This is a genomic window from Bacillus sp. NP247, from assembly GCF_018966865.1.
In the GTDB taxonomy this organism is placed as follows: Bacteria; Bacillota; Bacilli; order Bacillales; family Bacillaceae_G; genus Bacillus_A.
Genome location: NZ_CP076653.1, coordinates 2,596,502 through 2,618,349 on the forward strand (window position 1 = coordinate 2,596,502; position 21,848 = coordinate 2,618,349).

At 33.4% G+C, this 21,848-nt stretch carries 17 protein-coding genes and 2 pseudogenes; 13 read left to right on the plus strand and 6 right to left on the minus strand.

Features of this window, described 5'->3' with window-relative positions; translation table 11 throughout:
* Nucleotides 1–8: 8 nt before the first annotated feature.
* Nucleotides 9–1,118 carry a glycosyltransferase family 4 protein gene (locus tag KPL75_RS13665; protein ID WP_219921012.1) on the minus strand — a complete coding sequence of 370 codons (1,110 nt, stop codon included), beginning with the start codon at nt 1,116–1,118 and terminating at the stop codon, nt 9–11.
* A gap of 95 nt (nt 1,119–1,213) precedes the next feature.
* Nucleotides 1,214–2,665, minus strand: a complete 1,452-nt coding sequence (locus tag KPL75_RS13670; protein WP_219921013.1) for an O-antigen ligase family protein — start codon at nt 2,663–2,665, stop codon at nt 1,214–1,216.
* A 495-nt stretch (nt 2,666–3,160) separates the two neighbouring features.
* Between KPL75_RS13670 and KPL75_RS13675 the strand changes: the two genes are divergently transcribed.
* From KPL75_RS13675 to KPL75_RS27825, 3 genes and pseudogenes are all read left to right on the plus strand, one after another.
* Complete coding sequence (locus tag KPL75_RS13675; protein WP_000924380.1) at nt 3,161–3,793, plus strand: trimeric intracellular cation channel family protein; 633 nt, start codon at nt 3,161–3,163, stop codon at nt 3,791–3,793.
* Nucleotides 3,794–4,034: 241 nt separating this feature from the next.
* Nucleotides 4,035–4,412, plus strand: a pseudogene (locus KPL75_RS27820) (protoglobin family protein); the annotation flags it as partial.
* Nucleotides 4,410–5,216: a methyl-accepting chemotaxis protein gene (locus KPL75_RS27825; protein WP_375141030.1), complete on the plus strand. Its 807-nt coding sequence runs from the start codon at nt 4,410–4,412 to the stop codon at nt 5,214–5,216. The pseudogene KPL75_RS27820 and the gene KPL75_RS27825, both read left to right, overlap by 3 nt.
* A 91-nt stretch (nt 5,217–5,307) precedes the next feature.
* Here KPL75_RS27825 and KPL75_RS13685 read toward each other — a convergent pair whose 3' ends face one another.
* Entirely contained in the window at nt 5,308–6,621 is a 1,314-nt protein-coding gene (locus tag KPL75_RS13685) for an ArnT family glycosyltransferase (RefSeq protein WP_219921015.1), read from the minus strand.
* 366 nt (nt 6,622–6,987) lie between these two features.
* Between KPL75_RS13685 and KPL75_RS13690 the strand changes: the two genes are divergently transcribed.
* The 5 genes from KPL75_RS13690 (at nt 6,988) to KPL75_RS13710 (ending at nt 11,525) form a co-directional block, all read left to right on the plus strand.
* The gene (locus KPL75_RS13690; protein ID WP_000412118.1) at nt 6,988–7,500 is read left to right on the plus strand and encodes an acyl-CoA thioesterase; all 513 of its coding nucleotides are present in this window, start codon (nt 6,988–6,990) and stop codon (nt 7,498–7,500) included.
* Nucleotides 7,501–7,718: 218 nt separating this feature from the next.
* Complete coding sequence (locus KPL75_RS13695; RefSeq protein ID WP_219921016.1) at nt 7,719–8,447, plus strand: glycosyltransferase family 2 protein; 729 nt, start codon at nt 7,719–7,721, stop codon at nt 8,445–8,447.
* A 6-nt stretch (nt 8,448–8,453) separates the two neighbouring features.
* Complete coding sequence (locus KPL75_RS13700; RefSeq protein WP_219921017.1) at nt 8,454–8,798, plus strand: DUF2304 domain-containing protein; 345 nt, start codon at nt 8,454–8,456, stop codon at nt 8,796–8,798.
* Nucleotides 8,799–9,029: 231 nt separating this feature from the next.
* Nucleotides 9,030–10,010, plus strand: a complete 981-nt coding sequence (locus KPL75_RS13705) for a glycosyltransferase family 2 protein (protein ID WP_219921018.1) — start codon at nt 9,030–9,032, stop codon at nt 10,008–10,010.
* A gap of 93 nt (nt 10,011–10,103) precedes the next feature.
* Nucleotides 10,104–11,525 (plus strand): oligosaccharide flippase family protein, encoded by a 1,422-nt coding sequence (locus KPL75_RS13710; protein ID WP_219921019.1) that lies wholly within the window; start codon nt 10,104–10,106, stop codon nt 11,523–11,525.
* A gap of 95 nt (nt 11,526–11,620) precedes the next feature.
* Here KPL75_RS13710 and KPL75_RS13715 read toward each other — a convergent pair.
* A pseudogene (locus KPL75_RS13715) lies at nt 11,621–11,730 on the minus strand (TetR family transcriptional regulator); the annotation flags it as partial.
* 129 nt (nt 11,731–11,859) lie between these two features.
* On the opposite strand from KPL75_RS13715, the gene KPL75_RS13720 reads away from it, so the two are divergent.
* The 4 genes from KPL75_RS13720 to KPL75_RS13735 all read left to right on the plus strand — a co-directional run bounded on the left by KPL75_RS13720 (nt 11,860) and on the right by KPL75_RS13735 (nt 16,583).
* Entirely contained in the window at nt 11,860–13,443 is a 1,584-nt protein-coding gene (locus KPL75_RS13720) for an ABC-F family ATP-binding cassette domain-containing protein (RefSeq protein WP_309137452.1), read from the plus strand.
* Between the two features lie 110 nt (nt 13,444–13,553).
* Entirely contained in the window at nt 13,554–15,005 is a 1,452-nt protein-coding gene (locus KPL75_RS13725) for an ArnT family glycosyltransferase (RefSeq protein ID WP_219921021.1), read from the plus strand.
* A gap of 194 nt (nt 15,006–15,199) precedes the next feature.
* A complete protein-coding gene (locus KPL75_RS13730; protein ID WP_219921022.1) occupies nt 15,200–15,580 on the plus strand; it encodes a GtrA family protein in 381 nt (126 codons plus the stop codon).
* Between the two features lie 31 nt (nt 15,581–15,611).
* Nucleotides 15,612–16,583, plus strand: a complete 972-nt coding sequence (locus KPL75_RS13735) for a glycosyltransferase family 2 protein (protein ID WP_219921023.1) — start codon at nt 15,612–15,614, stop codon at nt 16,581–16,583.
* Between the two features lie 30 nt (nt 16,584–16,613).
* On the opposite strand, the gene KPL75_RS13740 is transcribed toward KPL75_RS13735, so the two are convergent.
* On the minus strand, nt 16,614–17,486 hold the full coding sequence (locus KPL75_RS13740; protein ID WP_219921024.1) for a TetR/AcrR family transcriptional regulator: 873 nt from the start codon (nt 17,484–17,486) through the stop codon (nt 16,614–16,616).
* Between the two features lie 244 nt (nt 17,487–17,730).
* Here KPL75_RS13740 and KPL75_RS13745 point away from each other — a divergent pair, with 244 nt between their 5' ends.
* A complete protein-coding gene (locus KPL75_RS13745) occupies nt 17,731–20,847 on the plus strand; it encodes an efflux RND transporter permease subunit (protein WP_219921025.1) in 3,117 nt (1,038 codons plus the stop codon).
* Between the two features lie 25 nt (nt 20,848–20,872).
* Here KPL75_RS13745 and msrB read toward each other — a convergent pair whose 3' ends face one another.
* Complete coding sequence (gene msrB / locus KPL75_RS13750; protein WP_219921026.1) at nt 20,873–21,838, minus strand: peptide-methionine (R)-S-oxide reductase MsrB; 966 nt, start codon at nt 21,836–21,838, stop codon at nt 20,873–20,875.
* Nucleotides 21,839–21,848 lie beyond the last annotated feature (10 nt).

The window sequence follows — 21,848 nt, forward strand, 5'->3', positions numbered from 1 at the left end:
CTCTATCATTAAAGGTTTTTCGCTATTAATTGCTTATATGTTTCTTTCGTATCTTCATATAATTTTTGAAGTGAGAAGTTCATAGTAGCATGCTCATAAATATGCTTGCCCATTACTGATAACTCTCCAGTTTTCCACTTGTCATACGCCTCTTCTAATGCCGATGCCAATGCCTTGCCATCACCAGTTGGTACAATCCATCCATAAGTTTCATCTGCAATTAACGGTTCGATTTCTCCTGCTCTAGTCACAATTGATGGTACACGTTGATTTGCCGCTTCTAATAAAACTAATGGAAATCCTTCGCTATGGGAAGTTAACAAATTGACATGTGATGAAGCAAATAATTGTTTCACATCTTGACGATGCCCTAAAAATTCAACTTTATCATTAATCCCTTTTTCAGTAGCTAATGCCTTTAATTCTCTTTCTAACGGCCCATCACCAACTAATAACACTTTAATTTTTTCCAATTTCGTTTGTTGTAACGCATCGAATAAAACTTCATGTCCTTTAACAGGATGCAGACGCGCTACTTGGATTGCCGTAAACACATCTTCTTCAATATTAAACATTTCCTTTTTATTATAGCCATCTGCTTTTTCCTGATCATATTCAATCCCGTTATAAATAACATGCATCTTTTCATTTGAAATACCTAATGCCGCTAAGCTTTTTTTCAACCTATTCGTTACAACAAAAAATAAATCTATATTTTTTAAAGCTTTCAAATTTAACTTAGTGAAAATCCAGCCTTTTAAGCCTTGTTTAGTAAAGTCTTGAAATGGATCACTATGAATTGTCGTTACCCATTTTGCCGCGAATTTCTTCTTCATTAGAGAAACAAAGAAATTCGCCCTAGGACCGTGTGTATGAACTACATCAAATTTTTCTTTATTAATGAATTCACCTATGTTCTTTAAAATGGATAAATCATAGCGAGATTTTTGTGAAAACACATGAACTTTTATTCCTAGCTCTCTTGCTTCTTTCGCAACAATTCCATCCTCAAATACTGCTAATTCTACTTCACCAGTTGGGAACTGATCGAGAAGTGAAATAATATGTGTTTTTCCTCCACCATCTTCTGCTCCTGCATTCATATGCAATATCCTCATATTTTTTCCTCCTTTAAATCCTCGCTACATTTCCATCTACCTTTATTTTACTGTACTAAAAAATAAAAGCTAACAAAAGTTAGCTTTTATTTTTATCATTCAATTTCTAAGTCTACAATTAGATAAGCTAACAACACTACAAAGTAAATCCCAACTCCTGGTGCCGTCAAAATATGTCCTGCGATATATGCAATACCTAGTGCTAATACTAAGCTTGCTGTAATCATTCCATATTTTATATTAAATATTTCTTTAAATCTTGTAATAAATGCTAGCAGAATTCTTAAGCCATAATAAATAAATGGAATCATTAGTAATGCAAAGCCAATAATTCCGAAATCATAAAACCAATCATGGAAGTCCATTTCAATTAGCTTCGGATCTGGCTGCTTTTGTTCATTATATTTATAGTTACCTGCGTAACCCATTCCTAACAGTTTCTGTGACATCGGCGCTTCTTTAAAGAACTGCTTATGTCTCTCTTCATATACTTGACGTCCACTGAAAATAAGATTTTCTTGATTTTCTTTCTTTTGCTCTTTCTCAAGCTCTTTCTTAACTTCAGCTTCTATCTTCGCCTTTTCTTCTGGTTTCTCAACTTTATGTTGTTTTTCTTCTTTTTTAATTTTCTCTTTAATTTCTTTTTCTTTTTGACCTTGCTGCGCTACATTTTGTTCTGATAAATAGTTGTTATGAATACCCATATTTTGTGCTAATGGCGTCATTTTAAACGTTCCGACAACACCAGCTAATAGGACAATAGCAATTAATCCATTAAGTACAAGAGACTTTTTGTTTGGATTTCTTCTATCAAATAATAATTGTAGTACGATAATCCCGATTGCTGCTGCTAACGTAGCACCAATTGAGCCCATCCCTACTTTCGTACCAACTTGAATTAACGAGTAAATCATTAAAAGTGATGGAATCCAATATAAAACGTGTTTCACGCTCTTTGTTTTTTGAATAGAATATAGTACCACGATAGGGAAAATAATAGCTAAGATTGACCCTAGTTCATTACCTGCATAGAACCACCCTCGGGAACCAACTTTCATCCATTGATAACTACCAAAGTCTGTAGATGTCGAAATAGAAATAACCATAATAGCGTTAATGATTAATGTTGAATACACAATACTATTTCTGACTTTGTCACTAATATTTACTTTCTTTTTCAATGATTTTAAAGCTAAAATGTATGATCCTAGCATAATATATATATATAATGCCTTCGCAACAAACTTAACTTCTTCACCAAGTACAATAGGATTCTTAACTAGTTTATTATTAATAAACCCTATCCCTAAAACTACTGCTAATAGTATTAAGTAAATTAAAAACTTCCTATTTTCCTTCTCTTTTGCCTGAATTAAAATGTAAATACCACCGACAGCCATAATAAGAAATCTGACCAAAATTCCAACAGTGGCATTTGACTTTAATAAAACGATGCTAAGAGACGTTAATAAATCTAAAACAGGCTGTAAAATAATAAAAAAGAGCAAAAAATGCTCAAATCTAACCCTAGCTTGATTTGCTAACATTCCAAGACCTCCATACAAAATCTTCACATTATCTTTTAATCATAGTTTTCTACTGTTTAAACACACCTAGCAATTATAACATAACTCATATTTAAATTGAGAACTATTTTTCATGCCAAAACTAGTCAAATCCAGCATTAGTAGTAACCGAAAACATTGTCCTTTAGCTATCCTTCCCTATCCCTATAAAAACTATCTAACACATATGCACTTATTTTCGACCGTACAGGAATATTTTTTTATCATTTTATACAAATGTAAAAAGCGGACTTCTCTTATTGTACCATCCCTCCAACTAAGCTACATCAAAAAACTATACTATTAATCTTTCCACACTTTTTCGCTTTATTTTATTGCTACTTATCAAGCATTTTCAAACGCTTTCTTTAGCTATTTCATCCATTTTTCTACATGTAGCGAAAAGTAATTGTTATTTCCAAAACTTTAGTGTATATTTTTTCTCTGGAACATCTTTAAGAGGAAGGAATTAAAGCCATGTTATTAATCGATATATTTACGTTTCTTGGCATTATCGCCGCTGCCATTTCTGGTACATTAGTTGGTTTGAAAAAAGATCTAGATTTATTTGGTGTCCTTTGTTTAGCTGTAGCTACTGCGCTTGGCGGCGGTATTATTCGTGATATTATGATTGGTAACCTGCCTCCTGTCGCATTTGTAAAACCCATTTACTTTTTCGTAAGTGTACTATCAGCATTATTCACATGTATGTTTTTTGAGCGCATCAATAAACTTCAAGTTGTTATTATGCTTTCTGATGCTGTTGGTTTAGGTGTATTTACAGCTATTGGTGCAAATGCAGCAATGTCACATCATGTTGACGCCTCGTTTTTAGTCGTTTCGATGGGAGTTATTACAGGTATTGGGGGCGGTATTTTACGTGACATTTGCGCTCAAGATATCCCGTATGTATTCCGAAAGGAGATATATGCAATTGCTTCTATTTTAGGAGCAGTTAGTTTCTTAATTACACATGCAATGGGGGCACACGTATTAGCTTTCTATGTTTGTTTATTAATAACATTCGTTATTCGTGTAGTCACCGTAATATATAATGTACATTTCCCCGTTTTCTTTAAAACACATGCAAAAATTAATAAAGGCCATTAAGAGAATTCTACATAGAATTCTCTTAATTTATATACAATTCCATATACTATAGAGTAATTGTATATAAAAATATATAATTACATTAGAATAAAGAAATGAAAACGTTTTATAAACAGGGGGAAGAATGATGCTTGGGGTTTTTAAAAAAAATAAAACAAACACCAGTATAATTGAATTAAGCAAAGGCCAACAAATCATATTTAACGTGCCTGCTAATTCTGAACTAAAAACTCAAATGGATATGCTACATATTTCAAAGGAAGATTTAAAAATTGTTAAAGTATTACAGCCATTTATTTATGAGGAAATAGATTGGATAACAGAAAAATTCTACACCAACATCACAAAACAACCTAATTTAATTGCTGTTATTGAACGCTACAGCTCTATTCCAAAATTAAAACAAACTTTAAAGACACATATTAAAGAATTGTTCAGCGGGAATATGAATGAAAATTTTATTGAACAACGTGTTAGAATTGCCAAAAGGCACGTACAAATTGGTTTACATAGAAAATGGTATACTGCTGCTTATCAAGAATTATTCCGCTCCGTCATGAAGATTTTGCAAACGAAAATTTCAACGATAGACGATTTTTCTTATTCTATAAACGTAATAAATAAATTATTCACATTAGAACAAGAACTTGTTATTGCGGCTTATGAATCCGAATATGAAAGAATTCAAAAAGAACATGAAAAAGAAAAAGAACTGACCGCTATGACGATTACACATATTGCAACAGAACTAGCGGCAGTATCTGAAAAAACAAGCTCTTCTATTCAACAATTAACATCTAAATCAGAAAATATCGTAGGAATTGCAAAAACAGGTACATCATTAGCTACGACATCAGAAGAAAAGGCCAATAAAGGAAAAGAACAATTAAACCTGCAAAACAGACGAATGGAAAGCATTCAAACGAATATGGAAACTATTATTACTGATACCCGTGAACTTCTTGATATTTCTAACAAAATTAACGAAATCATTGATATTGTAAAATCAATCGCCGAGCAAACAAATTTACTAGCATTAAATGCTGCTATTGAATCTGCACGTGCTGGCGAATTTGGTAAAGGTTTTTCAGTCGTAGCGGGCGAAATCCGAAAGTTATCAGAGCAAACGAAAGAATCAATTTCCAATGTTACAAAACTCGTTGAAAAAACTAATGAACAAATTATACACGTCTCTTCTTCCGTGGAACAAATAAGCTCTCTCGTATCTGAAGGGACAGATAGTATGCATGCGACAGATCAATATTTCCAAGAAATCGTAAAAGATATGTCTAACTCTAAAGAACAAAATAAAAAAATTGAAAATGAATTAGAAACTATCTCACAAGTAATGAAGAGTATTCAAGACGATTCCTCCAAAATGGCCTTAACAGCGGATAATTTACAACTAGAACTAAACCGATAAGGCGAATCGATACAAAGTGGAGATTCTTCATCTCCACTTTGTATTCATCCTTATCATCCATCTACAAAAAAAGAATCCAAAATGGATTCTTTTATTTTCTGAAAAATATCTTTTGGCAATAGAAATAACTCATATAAACACCAAAGCTTTGTAAAATAAACAAAGCAGGCATAATAATATTATAATATGCCATATCTACTTGAAAGAGCCTTAACGATACATATCCGGTAATTAATAATACAAACAACATATATCCTTCGTTTTGCTGTTTCTTAATTAGAAAATGTAATAACGATATGGCCATAAATAATGTCACCACTATATATATAAGCTTTTCACATTTAAAAATAATAGAATTTATTCCCTCATCTGAAAACTGGTTAACAACAGGTTTTAACAGTTTAAATCTTTCTACTTCCATTTCTTTTAACTCTTGATCAACGTGCTCTTTTACACTTTGATTTTTGGATGTTTTTTCTTCATTTTGACTTTTTCCAATTAAAACAGATTGAACATAAGTCTGATTAGAAATCGTATACTGTGACATTCCCATCATCTTGATACCATAGCTCACACCAAAATGAGTACTATAAAACAGAATAAGTATTCCTATCATTTTTAATAGTAATTTTTGTTTCGCCCCTGATTGAAATAATTCAATTAACAGCACATATACAGCTATAAAAATAGGTAAAAATAACCCCATTGGGGAAATCATATTGCTAAGCGCAAATAAAATGGCTGAAATTACCCACATATAAGGATGACCTAATCCCTTATATAAAAATATGTAACAAGCACAATAAAATAAAAATATTGCGAGTGATTCCGCCGTTAATACAGAACTCATAAATATATTTGGAATATATAAAGCGTAAAATATTGATGCAATACGACCACACTCTTCTCCAAAGACCATTGACGCAATGCGATAAATGAAAAATGCAGTTCCTGTACAAAATAAAATATTAAATAGTTGTAAAACGAATATCGTATCACCAAATATACGAATGATGATTGATTCATAAATAATAAAAGGTAACTGTGCTACATGCTCTATATTATTGCCCATCGCAATCTGTTTTGCAGACTCATACATAGCTTTCATATCACCTATCATTGGACCATCTACAAATAGAACTGTGATAAGTCTTACAACCATAGATATGCTTATAAGAAAAATAAGAAATTGTTTATCTGTAAAACGATATTGCAAAATTGATGCTACTAACAAAATAAGAATAACAAAAATCACTAATACGATTGTAATACTTGTTGTACTTCCCCCAAAAAATTGCTTACTTGTTTCAAAAGCCGACCAACAACTATAGACAAAAAATGCGAGCATCGCACCTATCATTATTTTACTGAAGAAAGACGAAAAATTTGTTTGTATATGATTCATATGTCCATTGCACCTCTATTTCCATTCATAACAAAACGATTCTATCATGAATAGGCACAAGGTTAATAGGGAATTTCTATGACAAATACATAGTCATTACTTTTTCACTTGCAATGTAAGCGAATCCTCTTTTACACTACATTTTATATACGATAAATTTTCTTTCAGTTACATGAATACAAATACAGAAATTTCAATAAAGTGAAACTTTAATCCACGGGGGTTTTGTTCATCCCTCACTGACTATTAGCCCGCAAATAGCGGGATAATCCTCTTTTGGAACACTTTACTTCATTAAATATCTAATATGGGTACTCCACTTACACATGTCACTCTGATTGAAAACAGAAAATAGGGGATGAATATATGGAAAAGAAATTCATGCGAGAATCAAAAGCAATTAAAACAACACGTGTTTTTCCTAACGATTTAAATAATCACCAAACACTTTTCGGGGGGAAATTATTAGCAGAAATTGATAGTATAGCTTCAATTGCAGCTGCGAGACACAGCCGCAAACATTGCGTAACAGCATCTATCGATTCCGTTGACTTTTTGACTCCAATTCACCAAGCAGATTCTGTTTGTTATGAAGCATTCGTATGTTATACAGGAAAATCTTCAATGGAAGTTTTCGTAAAAGTAATTGCAGAGGATCTACTAGCAGGCGAGCGTAGAATGGCCGCAACGTGTTTCATTACATTTGTCGCATTAAAAGACGGAAAACCTTCATCTGTACCACAAGTAATTCCCGAAACAGAGGAAGAACATTGGCTACATACAACTGGTTCAGAGCGTGCAGAAAATAGAAAAAAAGGACGTTTGAAAAGTAAAGAAATGGCTGAAGTGTTAACTTTAAGTAAGCCTTGGAATATGTAAAATTAGGGTTTTATCTTATACATGCACAGGTTTTTTCTTCCTTGCATGTATTTTTTATTATAATAAAGTATTACGCCTTAGCATCTTTATTCGATGCCTGTTTCCTAAAATCACCCATCAGCTTTTCCTTTATTTTGTTATGCTATTAATGGTATATTAAATAATGTTCGTTTAAAAATAACCATAATATGATTAAGTATATAAGGGATGGTGCGATAATGTCTATTGAGGTACCAATTTCAATACCAAAAACGTTAATTATTATTCCAGCGTATAACGAGGAAGAAGCAATTGCAGATACATTAACAAGATTATTAGAACTAAAACAGCATTTTACAGCATTAAGCATTTGCGTTATTAATGATGGATCAAAAGATAAAACAGCTCAAATCGTAAAAGATTTCCCTGTTCATCTTGTTAATTTACCATATAATCTAGGTATCGGTTCAGCTGTACAGACTGGATATAAATACGCTTATGAGAACGGATATGATATTGCGATTCAGTTCGATGCTGATGGACAACATAATCCTGATGATTTATACAAAATCATACAGCCTATTGCCGAGGATCAATGCGATATGGTGCTGGGTTCACGTTTTACAGAAAAAACAGCATATAAAGGTAGTATTTCCCGAAGAGTCGGTATTTTTTATTTTACCGCTCTATTGAAAGTACTAACAAAGCAAACATTTATGGATCCAACTTCTGGGTATCGTGCTATCAATCGAGAAGTAATTAAGATTTTTGCACACAATTATCCAAAAGATTATCCGGAGCCAGAAGTCCTTATTCATTTAAAAAAGAAAAAACTTCGCATTAATGAAATATCTGTAAATATGCAAGAGCGACAAGGTGGACAATCTTCCATCACTCCCCTTAAATCTGCATATTACATGATTAAGGTAAGTCTTGCTATATTGATGCAAAAAATCGTGAAAGGTTGATAATAAATGCATATAATTACCTTTTCATTCATCTTTATTTTATTACTATTCTTCACAATTATTAATTCCATTCGTCGTGGGAATTTAGAAACAAAATATGCTATTTTATGGATTTTCGTTTGTATTGCAATGGCTATTTTAAGTTCCACGGATAAAATTATAAATTGGATTGGAAAACTATTAAAAGTAGAATATCCTCCGTCCATTTTATTCTTATTCGGACTATTATTCTGTTTTATCTTAATTTTTGACCTGACGAGAAAAATCTCCAAATTACACCATCAACTTGTAACATTAACGCAAGATTATGCATTATTAAAACAAAAATTAAAGATAACAGATAAAGAATAACTTTCTAACTAAATACTAATATATTAAAGCTCCTGAATTTTGCTTGAAAAATTCAGGAGCTTTTATCATTTCAAATTATTTCTTTCTAATTATACGAGGTACCACAATAGAAAGTTGATTTACAAAGTTTATATGCGTTAAACTTATACAGATGTTCTTGTAGTCTTCTTCCTTTCAAAAGGCTTGTATATATGGTACAAAACATAAAAAATTTGAGGAGATAAAAACTCTATGATGGAACAAAAACAACTCGTTTCCGTTGTCATACCTCTGTATAATACGGAAAAATATATTGAAGAAACGATGCAATCAATACTAGATCAAACATATAAAAACATTGAAATTGTAATTGTAGATGATGGAAGCAAAGATCAATCACCTTCCATCGTAAAAAAACTTGTACAAAAGTATCCAGGACAAATAAAATACGTCCCACAAGAAAATCAAGGTGTTTCAGTTGCTCGTAATACAGGAATTGAAAATGCTAGCGGAGAATACGTCGCTTTTCTTGATAGTGATGATTTATGGCATCCAACAAAAATAGAAAAACAAATTGAAAGCATGCATAAAAACAACATGAACGCTTGTTATTGCGGCTATATGAACTTTTACGAAGAGACTGGGGAAAAAGTTGAGCATACGACAAACTTTATTAAAGGTGATATGACAAAAGCTTTCTTAACACATCAAGTTGTTGCTCAGACGAGTACTTGGATTTTCAAAAGATCTATCGTGATGGATCATAACATTCGTTTCACGCCAGGGTGTAGCTGGGGAGAAGACTTAGAATTTCTATTTAAATTAATGAGTGTAACAAATGTATGCTATGTAGATGAATATTTAACATATTATCGAATCTTATCAGAAGGAAATCTTTCTTCAAAGTATAAAGATTATGAATTAAAAACAACAAAAGAATTAGAAGTGTTTAATCGAATGAAGGATTGGGTTCATACTAAGTCAAAAGATTTAATTGTGGATGATTCTACAGAAATTATTGAAATCCTTGAAACTTATCTATTCCCATATACAGTCATTAATAATGCTTGTATATACATTAAAGGAAGCTCTAAGTTAGATAAATCACAAGTTCAATTAATTAAAAAAGATATAAAACAATATTGCCGCAAAATTTATTCGAAAAATGGAAAACGAAGCAAGAAGTTATACGCAATGCTTTGGTTTGTACGAATTAAGTTTATGTTTTCTTAAATTAAAGGTACACTTCTAAACATTCTTTCCGTAAACAAATCAAATTTACAACTAGGACAAAGTACGTCCTAAGGAATAGAAAGGTCTTTTTCCATGAAAACAAATAAAATTCTTAAAAACGCCTCCTACCTCTTTGTAGGAAATATCACCGTTCGATTTGTACTAGCTATTGCTACCATTCTCTTTGCAAGATATGTTTCACCAGATGAGTATGGGATGTTTACAGTTGCATTAGCAGTTTCCGCTGTCATTTGTTATTTTACAGATGCAGGTTTGACACATACGTTTATGCGTGAAGGAACAAGAAGCGACGCTAACATTAGCGTATTAATAAGTAGTTATTTACGTATTCGTTTAGTATTAGCTATCGTAATTTCTGTGCTCTTCGCTATTTTCGCTCAGTTCTTCTACACTGATGCTTACTTACGTGCCATGGTATATTGGGTCGTACTACCAACCATGTTTGGAGCCACTTTACAAGGTGTTGGGATGGCTTATTTCCAAGTAACAGAGCGTATGCAATTTACAGCGATTATTTCTGTACTACAAGGTGTGACAGCCGCAGCCGCTCTTCTGCTAGGAATGTCATTTAAATGGTCACTTATGATGGTCGCTGCCATGTACGGAATATCTAGCCTTGTAACAGGAGTCATGGCCTTTATAATGACAATCCGCTATACAACTATTCATAAGGGCTGGGATAAAGGCATTTTAGATCAATTACTTATTTTCACAATCAATGGCATTATCATTATGCTTTTGCCGCAGTTAGGTCCCATTATATTAGAAAAAGTTTCAGCGAATGAGCAAGTTGGATTCTTTGGCGCTGCATCGAAAATACCTGCTGTACTTTATCAAATACCGGGCGTAATTGCAGCAGCTTTTTATCCAAAATTGTTTGCTTTTGGAAATGAAAAGAATATTGATGAACATAGAAAACTATCTCAGTTCGAATTAAAACTTATGTCTTTCTTAGGAATGGGAATTTCTATTCCATTTATCGCCGATCCAAGTTTTTGGATTGTAACTTTACTAGGTGAAAAATATGCACCAGCCGGTGATGCCCTTGCAATTTTAGCCTTTATGGTCATTTTACAATCCATCAACTATCCACTTGCTGATAATTTAACAACAATTGGTCAACAGTGGAAGCGTGCGACAACGATGGGAATTGGATTGGCTGTTGCCATCATAAGTTACATCGTATTAGGTAGCCAATTTGGAATGATGGGAGCTGCTGTGGCTGCTATCATTACTGAGGTTACTTTATTAATCGGATTTACTTTATTCGTTCGTAAAGGATTTACATTACTATTCAAAGGGATTGTATTTAATACACTAGCATTTATAATCAGTTACGTCCTATACCGCACAGTATTAATTAGCTTACCACCACTAGTAGCTCTAACACTTACTGGTATATTGTACGGTATTATTGGCCTTGCAATTGATCCACAAATACGCGGATTGATTTTAGGGTTTGTAAATAAAAAGCTAGGTAAAAAAATAGCATAAAAGCCAAGTTCTTTTTCATCTTTATGAAAGAGAACTTGGCTTTTTATTTATTATCCTCTACATATAAAATCGTTTCTTTTGGACCTTCATAATACGAGCTCTTCTTTACTTTTAAAATAATAATAGATAACACCATGGCTATACCCTATGTCCCTTGCTATATTCATAATCATTTCTTTTGTTTAACTGCTCTTCTCGGCGACATTTTTCATATCCCACAATGTAATTAACCACCGTTCAATTACACTCTATATTTCCCCTGAAACAATGCAATGTCACGCTTGAAAAAATATACATTTTGAAAGGATAGCATTATACTCAATAATTTAGTATCATGATTCAAGACACTATTTTGAAATGGACGGAGGACACTATGAGCTTATTAGCAGTCGAGAAATTAGGCCATACATTTGGCGATCGCACATTATTTAAAGATGTATCCATGCGTTTACTAGCAGGAGAACATGTTGGATTAGTCGGTGCAAATGGTGTTGGCAAATCAACATTTATGAATATTATTACTGGTCAACTTATCCATGATGAAGGTCGTGTAGAATGGACACCTGGTACAAATTACGGTTACTTAGACCAGCATACAATTTTAACACCCGGTCGTACAATTCGTGATGTATTAGCTGACGCATTTTTACCTTTATTTGAAAAAGAAAAAGCTTTAAATGAAGTTGCAGAAAAAATGGGAACTGCAACACCAGAAGAATTAGAGGCACTTCTTGAGGAGATGGCGGAAATACAAGATGCTCTCGAAGCAGGTGGTTTCTATTTACTAGATATGAAAATTGAAGAGGCAGCAAGAGGTCTTGGAATTGATGCAATCGGTTTAGATCGTGATGTTTCAGCACTAAGTGGTGGGCAACGTACAAAAGTATTGCTTGCAAAGCTATTACTTGAGCAGCCAGAAGTGTTATTACTCGATGAGCCTACTAACTACTTAGACGTTGAACATATTCATTGGTTAACGAATTATTTAAAAGAATATCCACATGCATTCTTATTAATTTCTCATGATACAGAATTTATGAACAAATGCGTTGATGTTATTTTTCATCTAGAATTTACAAAAATGACGCGCTATACAGCGACATACGAAAAATTCCTAGAACTAGCAGAAATCAATAAAAATCAACATATAAACGCTTATGAAAAGCAACGCGAGTTTATTAAAAAGCAAGAAGATTTCATTGCGAAGAACAAAGCTCGTTATTCAACTACAGGTCGTGCAAAAAGTCGTCAAAAACAACTTGATCGCATGGAGCTTATCGATCGTCCTGAAACAGCAATTAAGCCAGAATTCTCATTTAAAGAATGTCGTGCAAGTAGTCGTTTCGTCTTTGAAGGTGAAGATGTAGAAATCGGATATACACATCCCTTATTACCAAAACTAACAATGACAATTGAACGCGGTGAAAAAATTGCTATCGTTGGATGTAATGGTGTTGGTAAATCAACATTATTAAAAACAATTTTAGGAAAGATTAGACCTTTAAGTGGTAAAACGAGTCTTGGTGACTTCTTAGAACCTGCATACTTCGAACAAGAAGTAAAAGCTGATAATATAACACCAATTGATGACGTTTGGAACACATTCCCTAGCATGGACCAACATCAAATTCGTGCAATGTTAGCGAAATGTGGATTAAAAAATGAACATATCTCTCGTCCATTAAATCAATTAAGTGGTGGCGAACAAGCAAAAGTTCGTTTATGCAAGCTCATGGGTGAAGAGAGTAACTGGCTATTATTCGATGAGCCAACAAACCATCTTGATGTTACAGCAAAAGAAGAACTACAAAAGGCTCTGAAAGCATATAAAGGGACAATCCTTCTTGTATGTCACGAACCCGACTTTTATGAAGGCTGGATAACAAAAGTTTGGAATGTGGAAGAGTGGGCACAGTAAAACTCTTAATTATCTAAAAACTAAAATCCTCCCTTTACACTGTAACTTAGTGTGTAAAGGGAATTTGATTTGAAATAGTTATAAAATTTGATAAGGAGTTTTTAAATATAATGCAAAGTACATTTCCTCTAAAACTTAATACATTTTTCGTGAAATTTTTATTAATATTATGTTTAATTATTTCTGGCGCTATCACATGGCATTCAATAGCAGTGATTAAGGAACACGATGACACTCACCTCCTTGTTCTAATACCAGTTGTTATTCTAATAGGTGTTATATTTTTACTTTTCGGCTATATTTCTAATAAATATATGTCGAAAGTAGTTTTTTCTATTTCACTAATCTTTTTAGCTTTTTCTATTCGATTAATCTGGGTTCTCAATATTCAAACTCCTGTAGAAACAGACTTCGCAATGATGTACAATAGTGCTGTTCAAGCTGCTAAAGGAGATTTCAGCTTTACACAAAGTACATATTATACTTCATGGGTTTACCAACTTGGATTTACAATGTACCAAGCTTTTATTATTAAGTTATTTGGTGAAGGGACGTTTGTCCTAAAATTTTTAAATATACTGTATTGTACAGGTACAACATTACTAATTTACAAAATAACTTCTCAAATATTTAATGAGTGGTCTGGACGAATAGCCGGATTACTATATGCAGTATATATCCCAAGTATTGTATTGAGCTCAGTACTAACAAATCAACACCTTGCCGTGTTCCTATTTTATCTAGGATTTTATTTATTAATTACAAAAGGTCTAAGCCATAAGTATATGTGGATTTTTATTGGGGTTTCCCTATCCTTAGGAGACATCATGCGTCCACTTGGTGCTATAATTTTAATTGCAGTAACTATTTATATCTTTTTACAAGGTATATTAGGAAAATCAAGACAAGAAATTTTCATTTCTATAAAAAAACTTGGTGGTATTTTCATTGTATTTTATCTTATACATCAAGTTGTAAGTTATTCATTTATATATTCCGGAATTACACAATACCCTCTATCTAACCGTGATCCGCTTTGGAAATTCACACTAGGATTTAATCATGAGACAAAAGGTGGCTATTCTGGTGAAGATGCAGAATATATTATGTCAATTGAACTTGGCGAAGAACGAACGGCTGCTCAAAAAAAGCTAATTCAAGAGCGACTATCTGATCCACAGAAGGTTTTATCTTTATTTGGCGATAAATTTGTACTCATGTGGGCAGATTATGACTCCGCTCCATTATGGAGCCTAGTAACACTAGAAAAGACAGATAATGATATGGTGTCGTTAAAAGATGACCTTACAAAATATGAAAAGTACATGTATACTGCAGCTATGCTATTTTGTACATTATCACTCCTTTATCTCATCATGACTAAACAAGACAAAACACATTACACGCTATTTTTATTATTAATAATCGGTTACGTAGCTATTCATTTCTTAATCGAAGTCCAAACAAGGTATCGATACTTCATCATTCCTAGCTTTACAATAATTCAAAGCTACGGAATATATATATGTTATAGTCTAATATCGAAAAAGAAGGTCTCATAAAAATAAAAAGATCTCCTTCAATGAATTTATAGTTGCCCTCAATTTTGCGTACAATGTAAAGTTTGAGGGCAATTTTTATAATTAAATTCACATGAAAGTTGGAAATATGGTATAATTTTTACTTGTTATGTATGAATAACTCTTCTGTATTTCTTAATTTACTTATATTTTATTATGAAGATGAGGATATTATTATGGAGAAACTCTTAAAGTTTAGTTTAGTAGGAATCTTTAATACACTCATTACAATCATTAGCTATTTTATTTTAGTAAAACTAGGGATGAATTACCTAGTTGCTAATATACTATCCTATTTAATCGGTGTTGCTAATAGCTATTATTGGAATAAAAATTGGGTATTTCAATCTAGTGGAAAAAGTTTACCAATATTTATCAAGTTTTTAACCGTGAATTTAATCGTACTTACTTTTAATACATTGAGTTTGTTTATACTAGTAGATAAATTTTCAATCAATGAATTTATTGCACAAATTTTCGCAATCAGTATTGGTATGATGATAAACTTTTCCCTCAATAAAATATGGACTTTTAGTCAGACTGAAACAAGCCTATAAACAAAATTATTCAAACTATAGGGGGATTAGCATGGAAAAATTAATTTCGGTTGTAGTTCCTATGTACTTCGAGGAAGAAGTAGCACAGGAATGTTATAATCGTTTAAAGTCCGTTATGCTTCAAAATAATATTAATTATGAGTTTGTCTTTGTAAACGACGGTAGCACAGACCGTACAATGGAAATCTTATCTGAGATTGCAGCAAATGATTACCGTACAAAAATCGTTAATTTTGCACGTAACTTTGGACACCAAGTAGCCGTTACAGCTGGTATTGCAGCTGCAAAAGGTGACGCTATTGTAATTATAGATGCAGACTTACAAGATCCACCTGAAGTTATTCCTGAACTTATTGCAAAATGGGAAGAAGGATATGAAGTTGTTTATGCAAAACGTAAACAACGTAAAGGTGAAACTTGGTTTAAACTTTTAACAGCTAAATATTTCTATAAATTCTTAAACTACATGTCTGATATCGATATCCCAAAAGATACTGGTGATTTCCGAATCATCGATCGTAAAGTAGCTGATGTTTTCAATCAAATGACTGAGCGAAATCGCTTCATCCGCGGTATGATGTCTTGGGTTGGCTTCCGCCAAACGTATGTTGAATATGAACGTGATGAGCGCTTTGCTGGTGAAACAAAATATCCATTAAAGAAAATGATTAAATTTGCATCAGATGGCATTATTGCATTTTCTACAAAACCGTTACGAATCGTCATGTCTTTAGGTTTATTATCAGTTCTCATTTCCATTGCTGTCTTATTATACACAATCACAGTGAAAATTATCGGAAATGATACTCAAACAGGTTGGGCATCCATTATGGTTGCTATTACATTCTTTAGCGGTATTCAGTTACTTGGTCTTGGAATCGTCGGCCAGTATATTGCTCGTATTTATGACGAAAGTAAAAACCGCCCAATTTATATCGTAAAAGAGACAGTTAATCTTGAAAAAGATGAAACTGCACAGAAAAAAGAAACAGTGAACGTATAATAAAAAAGGTAACAATGAAAATCATCATTGTTACCTTTTTATATTATAATATCCCATGATTCGCAAGCGGAATTCCTTTAAATTTGGATATACATCTAAAATAGATAACATCCCCTGAATAACTGGAATCCTTGGGTTTTGCAATCTCATTTCTGCTTCTAAAACATCTAAAGTTACAAGTAACTCATCATTTTCTAATTGATCAGCTAATGTTCGTTTAAATACAATAATTTCACTTAGAAAATGTTCCTTCACCTGTTCCTTAATAAGCTCGGAACTACAAAGAAATTCTCCAAGCCTTTCTTCATGCAGAACAGGCTCTTCAGAAGATTCTAGAAGCCCCTCTACTAAATTATCTATCCTCTGTAAAATAAAGGTCGAAACATAGGATAAATCAATTTCCGGTGCATTTAAAATAATTAATTGTAAATAACCGTGGCATATCCCTTCTACCATAATTACCAAATCTAATAAATATGGACTGACTTTGTCACCATAAATAGACAGTAAGCTATTCCGATAAAATGCATGAGACTCTAATTTCATCCTCATCATAAACTCTTCTACTTCTTTATTAAACGGAATTGCATTTTCTCTTGCATGCATAATAATAAATTCTTTATGTCTTTGTACATCAGTAAACTGACAATATAATTGTTTTTCAAATTTTTCACGTGGTAATAAAGATTCTTTTTCAATATCCAGCATTTTCTTTTGGATCTTGTCATAATAATATCGGAGTGTGGCCAATAATAACTCATCTTTTGATTTAAAATATAAATAAAAAGCTCCTTTTGATATACCACATGCGGTTACGATTTCTTGTACTGACGTTGCATTTACACCCTTAGTCGCAAATAACTTCATAGCCGATTCTATAATTAAACGCTCTTTTTCTTTCATATCTTCTCTCCTAAATTTAATCTCGCATCATATTATAAATTTAATTTTATCCCGCTATTTACGGACGGTGAGACAACCACTTCAAAATTCTGTGGAAGCAAAGAATTTTAGGTGACCGTAAAAGCCCTCTGGTTATAGTTTCACTTTATTATACCATCTCTTTTCATTGACGACTGACCAATCAGTCAGTTATATTATGTATTAGACTGACCAATTGGTCAATAAAATAAAAGGGAGCGCAAACATGAACAAAATCATCAATTTCTCATTACAAAATAAGTTCGCGGTTTGGCTACTAACCATTATTGTTACCATTGCAGGGATTTATTCTGGGCTTAACATGAAGCTGGAAACAATTCCTGATATTACAACACCTGTTGTAACAGTAACTACGGTTTATCCTGGTGCTACACCAGAAGAAGTAGCTGACAAAGTTTCAAAACCGATGGAAGAGCAACTGCAAAATTTAAGTGGTGTAAACGTTGTTAGTTCGTCATCTTTTCAAAACGCATCTTCTATTCAAGTAGAGTATGATTTTGATAAAAATATGGAAAAGGCCGAAACAGAAATTAAAGAAGCTCTCGCGAATGTGAAACTTCCTGAAGGCGTAAAAGATTCGAAAGTTTCTCGAGTAAACTTTAATGCTTTTCCTGTTATTTCGTTAAGCGTAGCAAGTAAAAATGAATCTTTAGCTACGTTAACAGAAAATGTAGAAAAAAATGTTGTTCCAGGATTAAAAGGACTTGATGGTGTTGCATCTGTTCAAATTTCAGGTCAACAAGTAGATGAAGTACAACTTGTCTTTAAGAAAGATAAGATGAAAGAATTAGGTTTAAGTGAAGATACTGTAAAAAATGTGATTAAAGGATCGGATGTATCTTTACCACTTGGCTTATATACATTTAAAGACACGGAAAAATCAGTTATTGTAGATGGAAATATTACAACAATTAAAGCATTAAAAGAGCTAAAAATCCCAGCTGTACCTTCAGCACCTAGCGCTCAAGGTAGTCAAAATACTGGAGCTGGTGCACAAACGCCGCAAATGAATCCAGCCGCTATGAATGGAATTCCAACAGTTACATTAGACGAAATTGCTGACATTAAAGAAGTCGGGAAAGCAGAATCTATTTCTCGAACGAATGGAAAAGAAGCAATTGGAATTCAAATTGTGAAGGCCGCTGATGCAAATACAGTTGATGTTGTAAATGCAGTGAAAGATAAAGTAAAAGACCTTGAGAAAAAATATACAGACTTAGAAATCATCTCAACATTCGACCAAGGTGCACCGATTGAGAAATCAGTTGAAACAATGCTTAGCAAAGCAATTTTCGGGGCTATCTTTGCGATTGTTATTATTATGTTGTTCCTACGAAATATCCGAACAACATTAATCTCTGTCGTTTCTATACCACTTTCTTTATTAATTGCTGTTTTAGTTATAAAGCAAATGGATATTACGCTTAACATTATGACGCTTGGAGCAATGACAGTCGCTATCGGACGCGTCGTCGATGACTCAATTGTTGTTATTGAAAATATTTATCGACGTATGTCGTTATCAGAAGAAAAATTGCGCGGAAAAGATTTAATTCGTGAAGCTACGAAGGAAATGTTTATCCCAATTATGTCTTCTACCATTGTAACCATTGCTGTATTCTTACCTCTTGGACTTGTAAAAGGTATGATTGGTGAAATGTTCTTACCATTCGCCTTAACTATCGTCTTCGCTTTATTAGCATCGTTACTAGTAGCAGTTACAATCGTACCAATGCTAGCTCATTCTTTATTTAAAAAAGAGAGCATGAGAGAAAAAGAAGTACATCATGAAGAGAAACCAAGTAAATTAGCAAACGGTTATAAACACATACTTGCATGGGCTTTAAATCATAAAATCATTACATCAAGTATCGCTGTCCTTCTATTAGTTGGTAGTCTCGCACTTGTGCCGATTATCGGTGTAAGTTTCTTACCTTCTGAAGAAGAAAAAATGATTATTACAACGTACAATCCAGAGCCAGGTCAAACGTTAGAAGACGTTGAAAAAATTGCAACGAAAGCTGAGAAGCACTTCCAAAATAATAAAGACGTCAAAACAATTCAATTCTCATTAGGTGGCGAAAACCCAATGAGTCCTGGTCAATCAAATCAAGCAATGTTCTTCGTTCAATATGATAACGATACGAAAAACTTTGAAAAAGAAAAAGAACAAGTCGTGAAAGATTTACAAAAGATGTCTGGAAAAGGCGAATGGAAAAACCAAGATTTCGGAGCAAGTGGCGGTAGTAACGAAATTAAGCTATACGTTTATGGAGATAGCTCTGAAGAAATTAAGCCTGTCGTGAAAGACCTTCAAAATATCATGAAGAAAAACAAAGATTTAAAAGATGTTGACTCTAGTATTGCGAAAACATATGCAGAGTACACTTTAGTAGCAGATCAAGAAAAGCTAAGTAAAATGGGTCTAACGGCCGCTCAAATTGGAATGGGCCTTTCTAATCAACATGATCGCCCCGTTTTAACAACAATTAAAAAAGACGGTAAAGATGTAAATGTATATGTAGAAGCTGAAAAACAAAATTATGATACAATCGATGATTTAACAAATCGAAAAATTACAACACCACTTGGCAATGAAATTACTGTTAAAGATGTAATGACTGTAAAAGAAGGTGAAACTTCTAATACAGTAAAACATCGTGATGGTCGCGTTTATGCAGAAGTTAGTGCGAAATTAACATCGGATGATGTTTCAAAAGCATCTGCTGCCGTTCAAAAAGAAGTGGATAAAATGGATCTTCCTTCTGGTGTAGATGTTTCTATGGGCGGTGTTACAAAAGATATTCAAGAATCATTTAAGCAACTTGGCTTAGCGATGTTAGCTGCAATTGCCATTGTATACTTCGTTCTTGTCGTTACATTTGGCGGTGCCCTTGCACCATTCGCAATCTTATTCTCGCTACCATTCACAATCATTGGTGCACTTGTTGCCTTATTAATCTCTGGCGAAACATTAAGTGTCTCTGCAATGATTGGTGCGCTTATGTTAATTGGTATCGTTGTAACGAATGCAATCGTACTTATTGACCGCGTTATTCATAAAGAAAACGAAGGTCTATCAACACGTGAAGCATTACTAGAAGCTGGTGCAACACGTCTACGTCCTATCTTAATGACTGCAATTGCAACAATCGGGGCTCTTATCCCGCTTGCATTAGGATTTGAAGGTAGCGGCTTAATTTCTAAAGGGCTGGGAGTAACCGTAATTGGTGGATTAACAAGTTCAACGTTATTAACACTTCTTATTGTTCCAATCGTTTATGAAGCACTAAGCAAATTTAAAAAGAAAAAAGTAAAATAAAAAAATAACCTCGCTAACTGCGAGGTTATTTTTCATCTCCGAACAGAATTAGAAAATCACCATATCCTTCTTTTTCTAAATCTTCTTTTGGAATAAAACGAAGAGCCGCTGAATTAATGCAATAACGAAGACCATTTGGTCCTGGGCCGTCTGGGAATACATGACCTAGATGTGAATCCCCTTCTTTACTTCTCACTTCCGTACGCGTCATATTATGACTAACGTCCATTTTTTCTTTTACACTAGCTGACATAACCGGTTTCGTAAAACTCGGCCATCCACATCCGCTATCGAATTTATCTATAGAAGTAAACAACGGTTCACCTGAAACGATGTCTACATAAAGACCTTTCTCTTGATGGTTCCAATACTCATTTCGAAATGGTGGTTCTGTACCATTTTCCTGTGTTACATAAAACTGCATCTCATTGAGTTTTTCTTTTAAATGGGCATTATCCTTTGGCCAATGTTGTTTAATAAAAGCATCTCGCCCTGATCCTTTACGGTATAACTCATAGCGGAATGTATTTTTCTTATGATATCCTTGATGATATTCTTCAGCTGGATAAAACGTAGCAGCCGGCAATATTTTTGTCACAATTGGCTTGGAAAAGCGCCCACTCTTCGCAAGTTCTTCTTTTGAAGTCTCTGCCTTTTTATGTTGTTCTTCATTATGATAAAAAATCACCGTTTCATAAGACTGTCCACGGTCGTGAAATTGTCCGCCGACGTCCGTTGGATCAATTTGTCTCCAATATATTTGAAGCAACTCTTCATACGGCATTTTGTTTGCATCAAATGTAATTTGTACTGCCTCATAATGTCCCGTTGTTTCCGAGCACACTTCTTTATACGTTGGATTCTCTGTATGGCCACCTATATAGCCTGAAACAACTTGTATAATCCCTTCCATCTCTTCAAATGGCGAAACCATGCACCAGAAACATCCTCCAGCAAATGTAGCTAATTCTACCTTTTCATTTACAGCCATTATTTCACCC

Coding starts and splice junctions, on each gene's coding strand:
- KPL75_RS13710 (WP_219921019.1), top strand. CDS start 10,104: ATGAAAACAAATAAAATTCTTAAAAACGCCTCCTACCTCTTTGTAGGA.
- KPL75_RS13705 (WP_219921018.1), top strand. CDS start 9,030: ATGATGGAACAAAAACAACTCGTTTCCGTTGTCATACCTCTGTATAAT.
- KPL75_RS13735 (WP_219921023.1), top strand. CDS start 15,612: ATGGAAAAATTAATTTCGGTTGTAGTTCCTATGTACTTCGAGGAAGAA.
- KPL75_RS13720 (WP_309137452.1), top strand. CDS start 11,860: ATGATTCAAGACACTATTTTGAAATGGACGGAGGACACTATGAGCTTA.
- KPL75_RS13740 (WP_219921024.1), bottom strand. CDS start 17,486: ATGAAAGAAAAAGAGCGTTTAATTATAGAATCGGCTATGAAGTTATTT.
- KPL75_RS13670 (WP_219921013.1), bottom strand. CDS start 2,665: ATGTTAGCAAATCAAGCTAGGGTTAGATTTGAGCATTTTTTGCTCTTT.
- KPL75_RS13725 (WP_219921021.1), top strand. CDS start 13,554: ATGCAAAGTACATTTCCTCTAAAACTTAATACATTTTTCGTGAAATTT.
- KPL75_RS13745 (WP_219921025.1), top strand. CDS start 17,731: ATGAACAAAATCATCAATTTCTCATTACAAAATAAGTTCGCGGTTTGG.
- KPL75_RS13730 (WP_219921022.1), top strand. CDS start 15,200: ATGGAGAAACTCTTAAAGTTTAGTTTAGTAGGAATCTTTAATACACTC.
- KPL75_RS13685 (WP_219921015.1), bottom strand. CDS start 6,621: ATGAATCATATACAAACAAATTTTTCGTCTTTCTTCAGTAAAATAATG.
- KPL75_RS13675 (WP_000924380.1), top strand. CDS start 3,161: ATGTTATTAATCGATATATTTACGTTTCTTGGCATTATCGCCGCTGCC.
- KPL75_RS13665 (WP_219921012.1), bottom strand. CDS start 1,118: ATGAGGATATTGCATATGAATGCAGGAGCAGAAGATGGTGGAGGAAAA.
- KPL75_RS13695 (WP_219921016.1), top strand. CDS start 7,719: ATGTCTATTGAGGTACCAATTTCAATACCAAAAACGTTAATTATTATT.
- KPL75_RS13700 (WP_219921017.1), top strand. CDS start 8,454: ATGCATATAATTACCTTTTCATTCATCTTTATTTTATTACTATTCTTC.
- KPL75_RS13690 (WP_000412118.1), top strand. CDS start 6,988: ATGGAAAAGAAATTCATGCGAGAATCAAAAGCAATTAAAACAACACGT.
- msrB (WP_219921026.1), bottom strand. CDS start 21,838: ATGGCTGTAAATGAAAAGGTAGAATTAGCTACATTTGCTGGAGGATGT.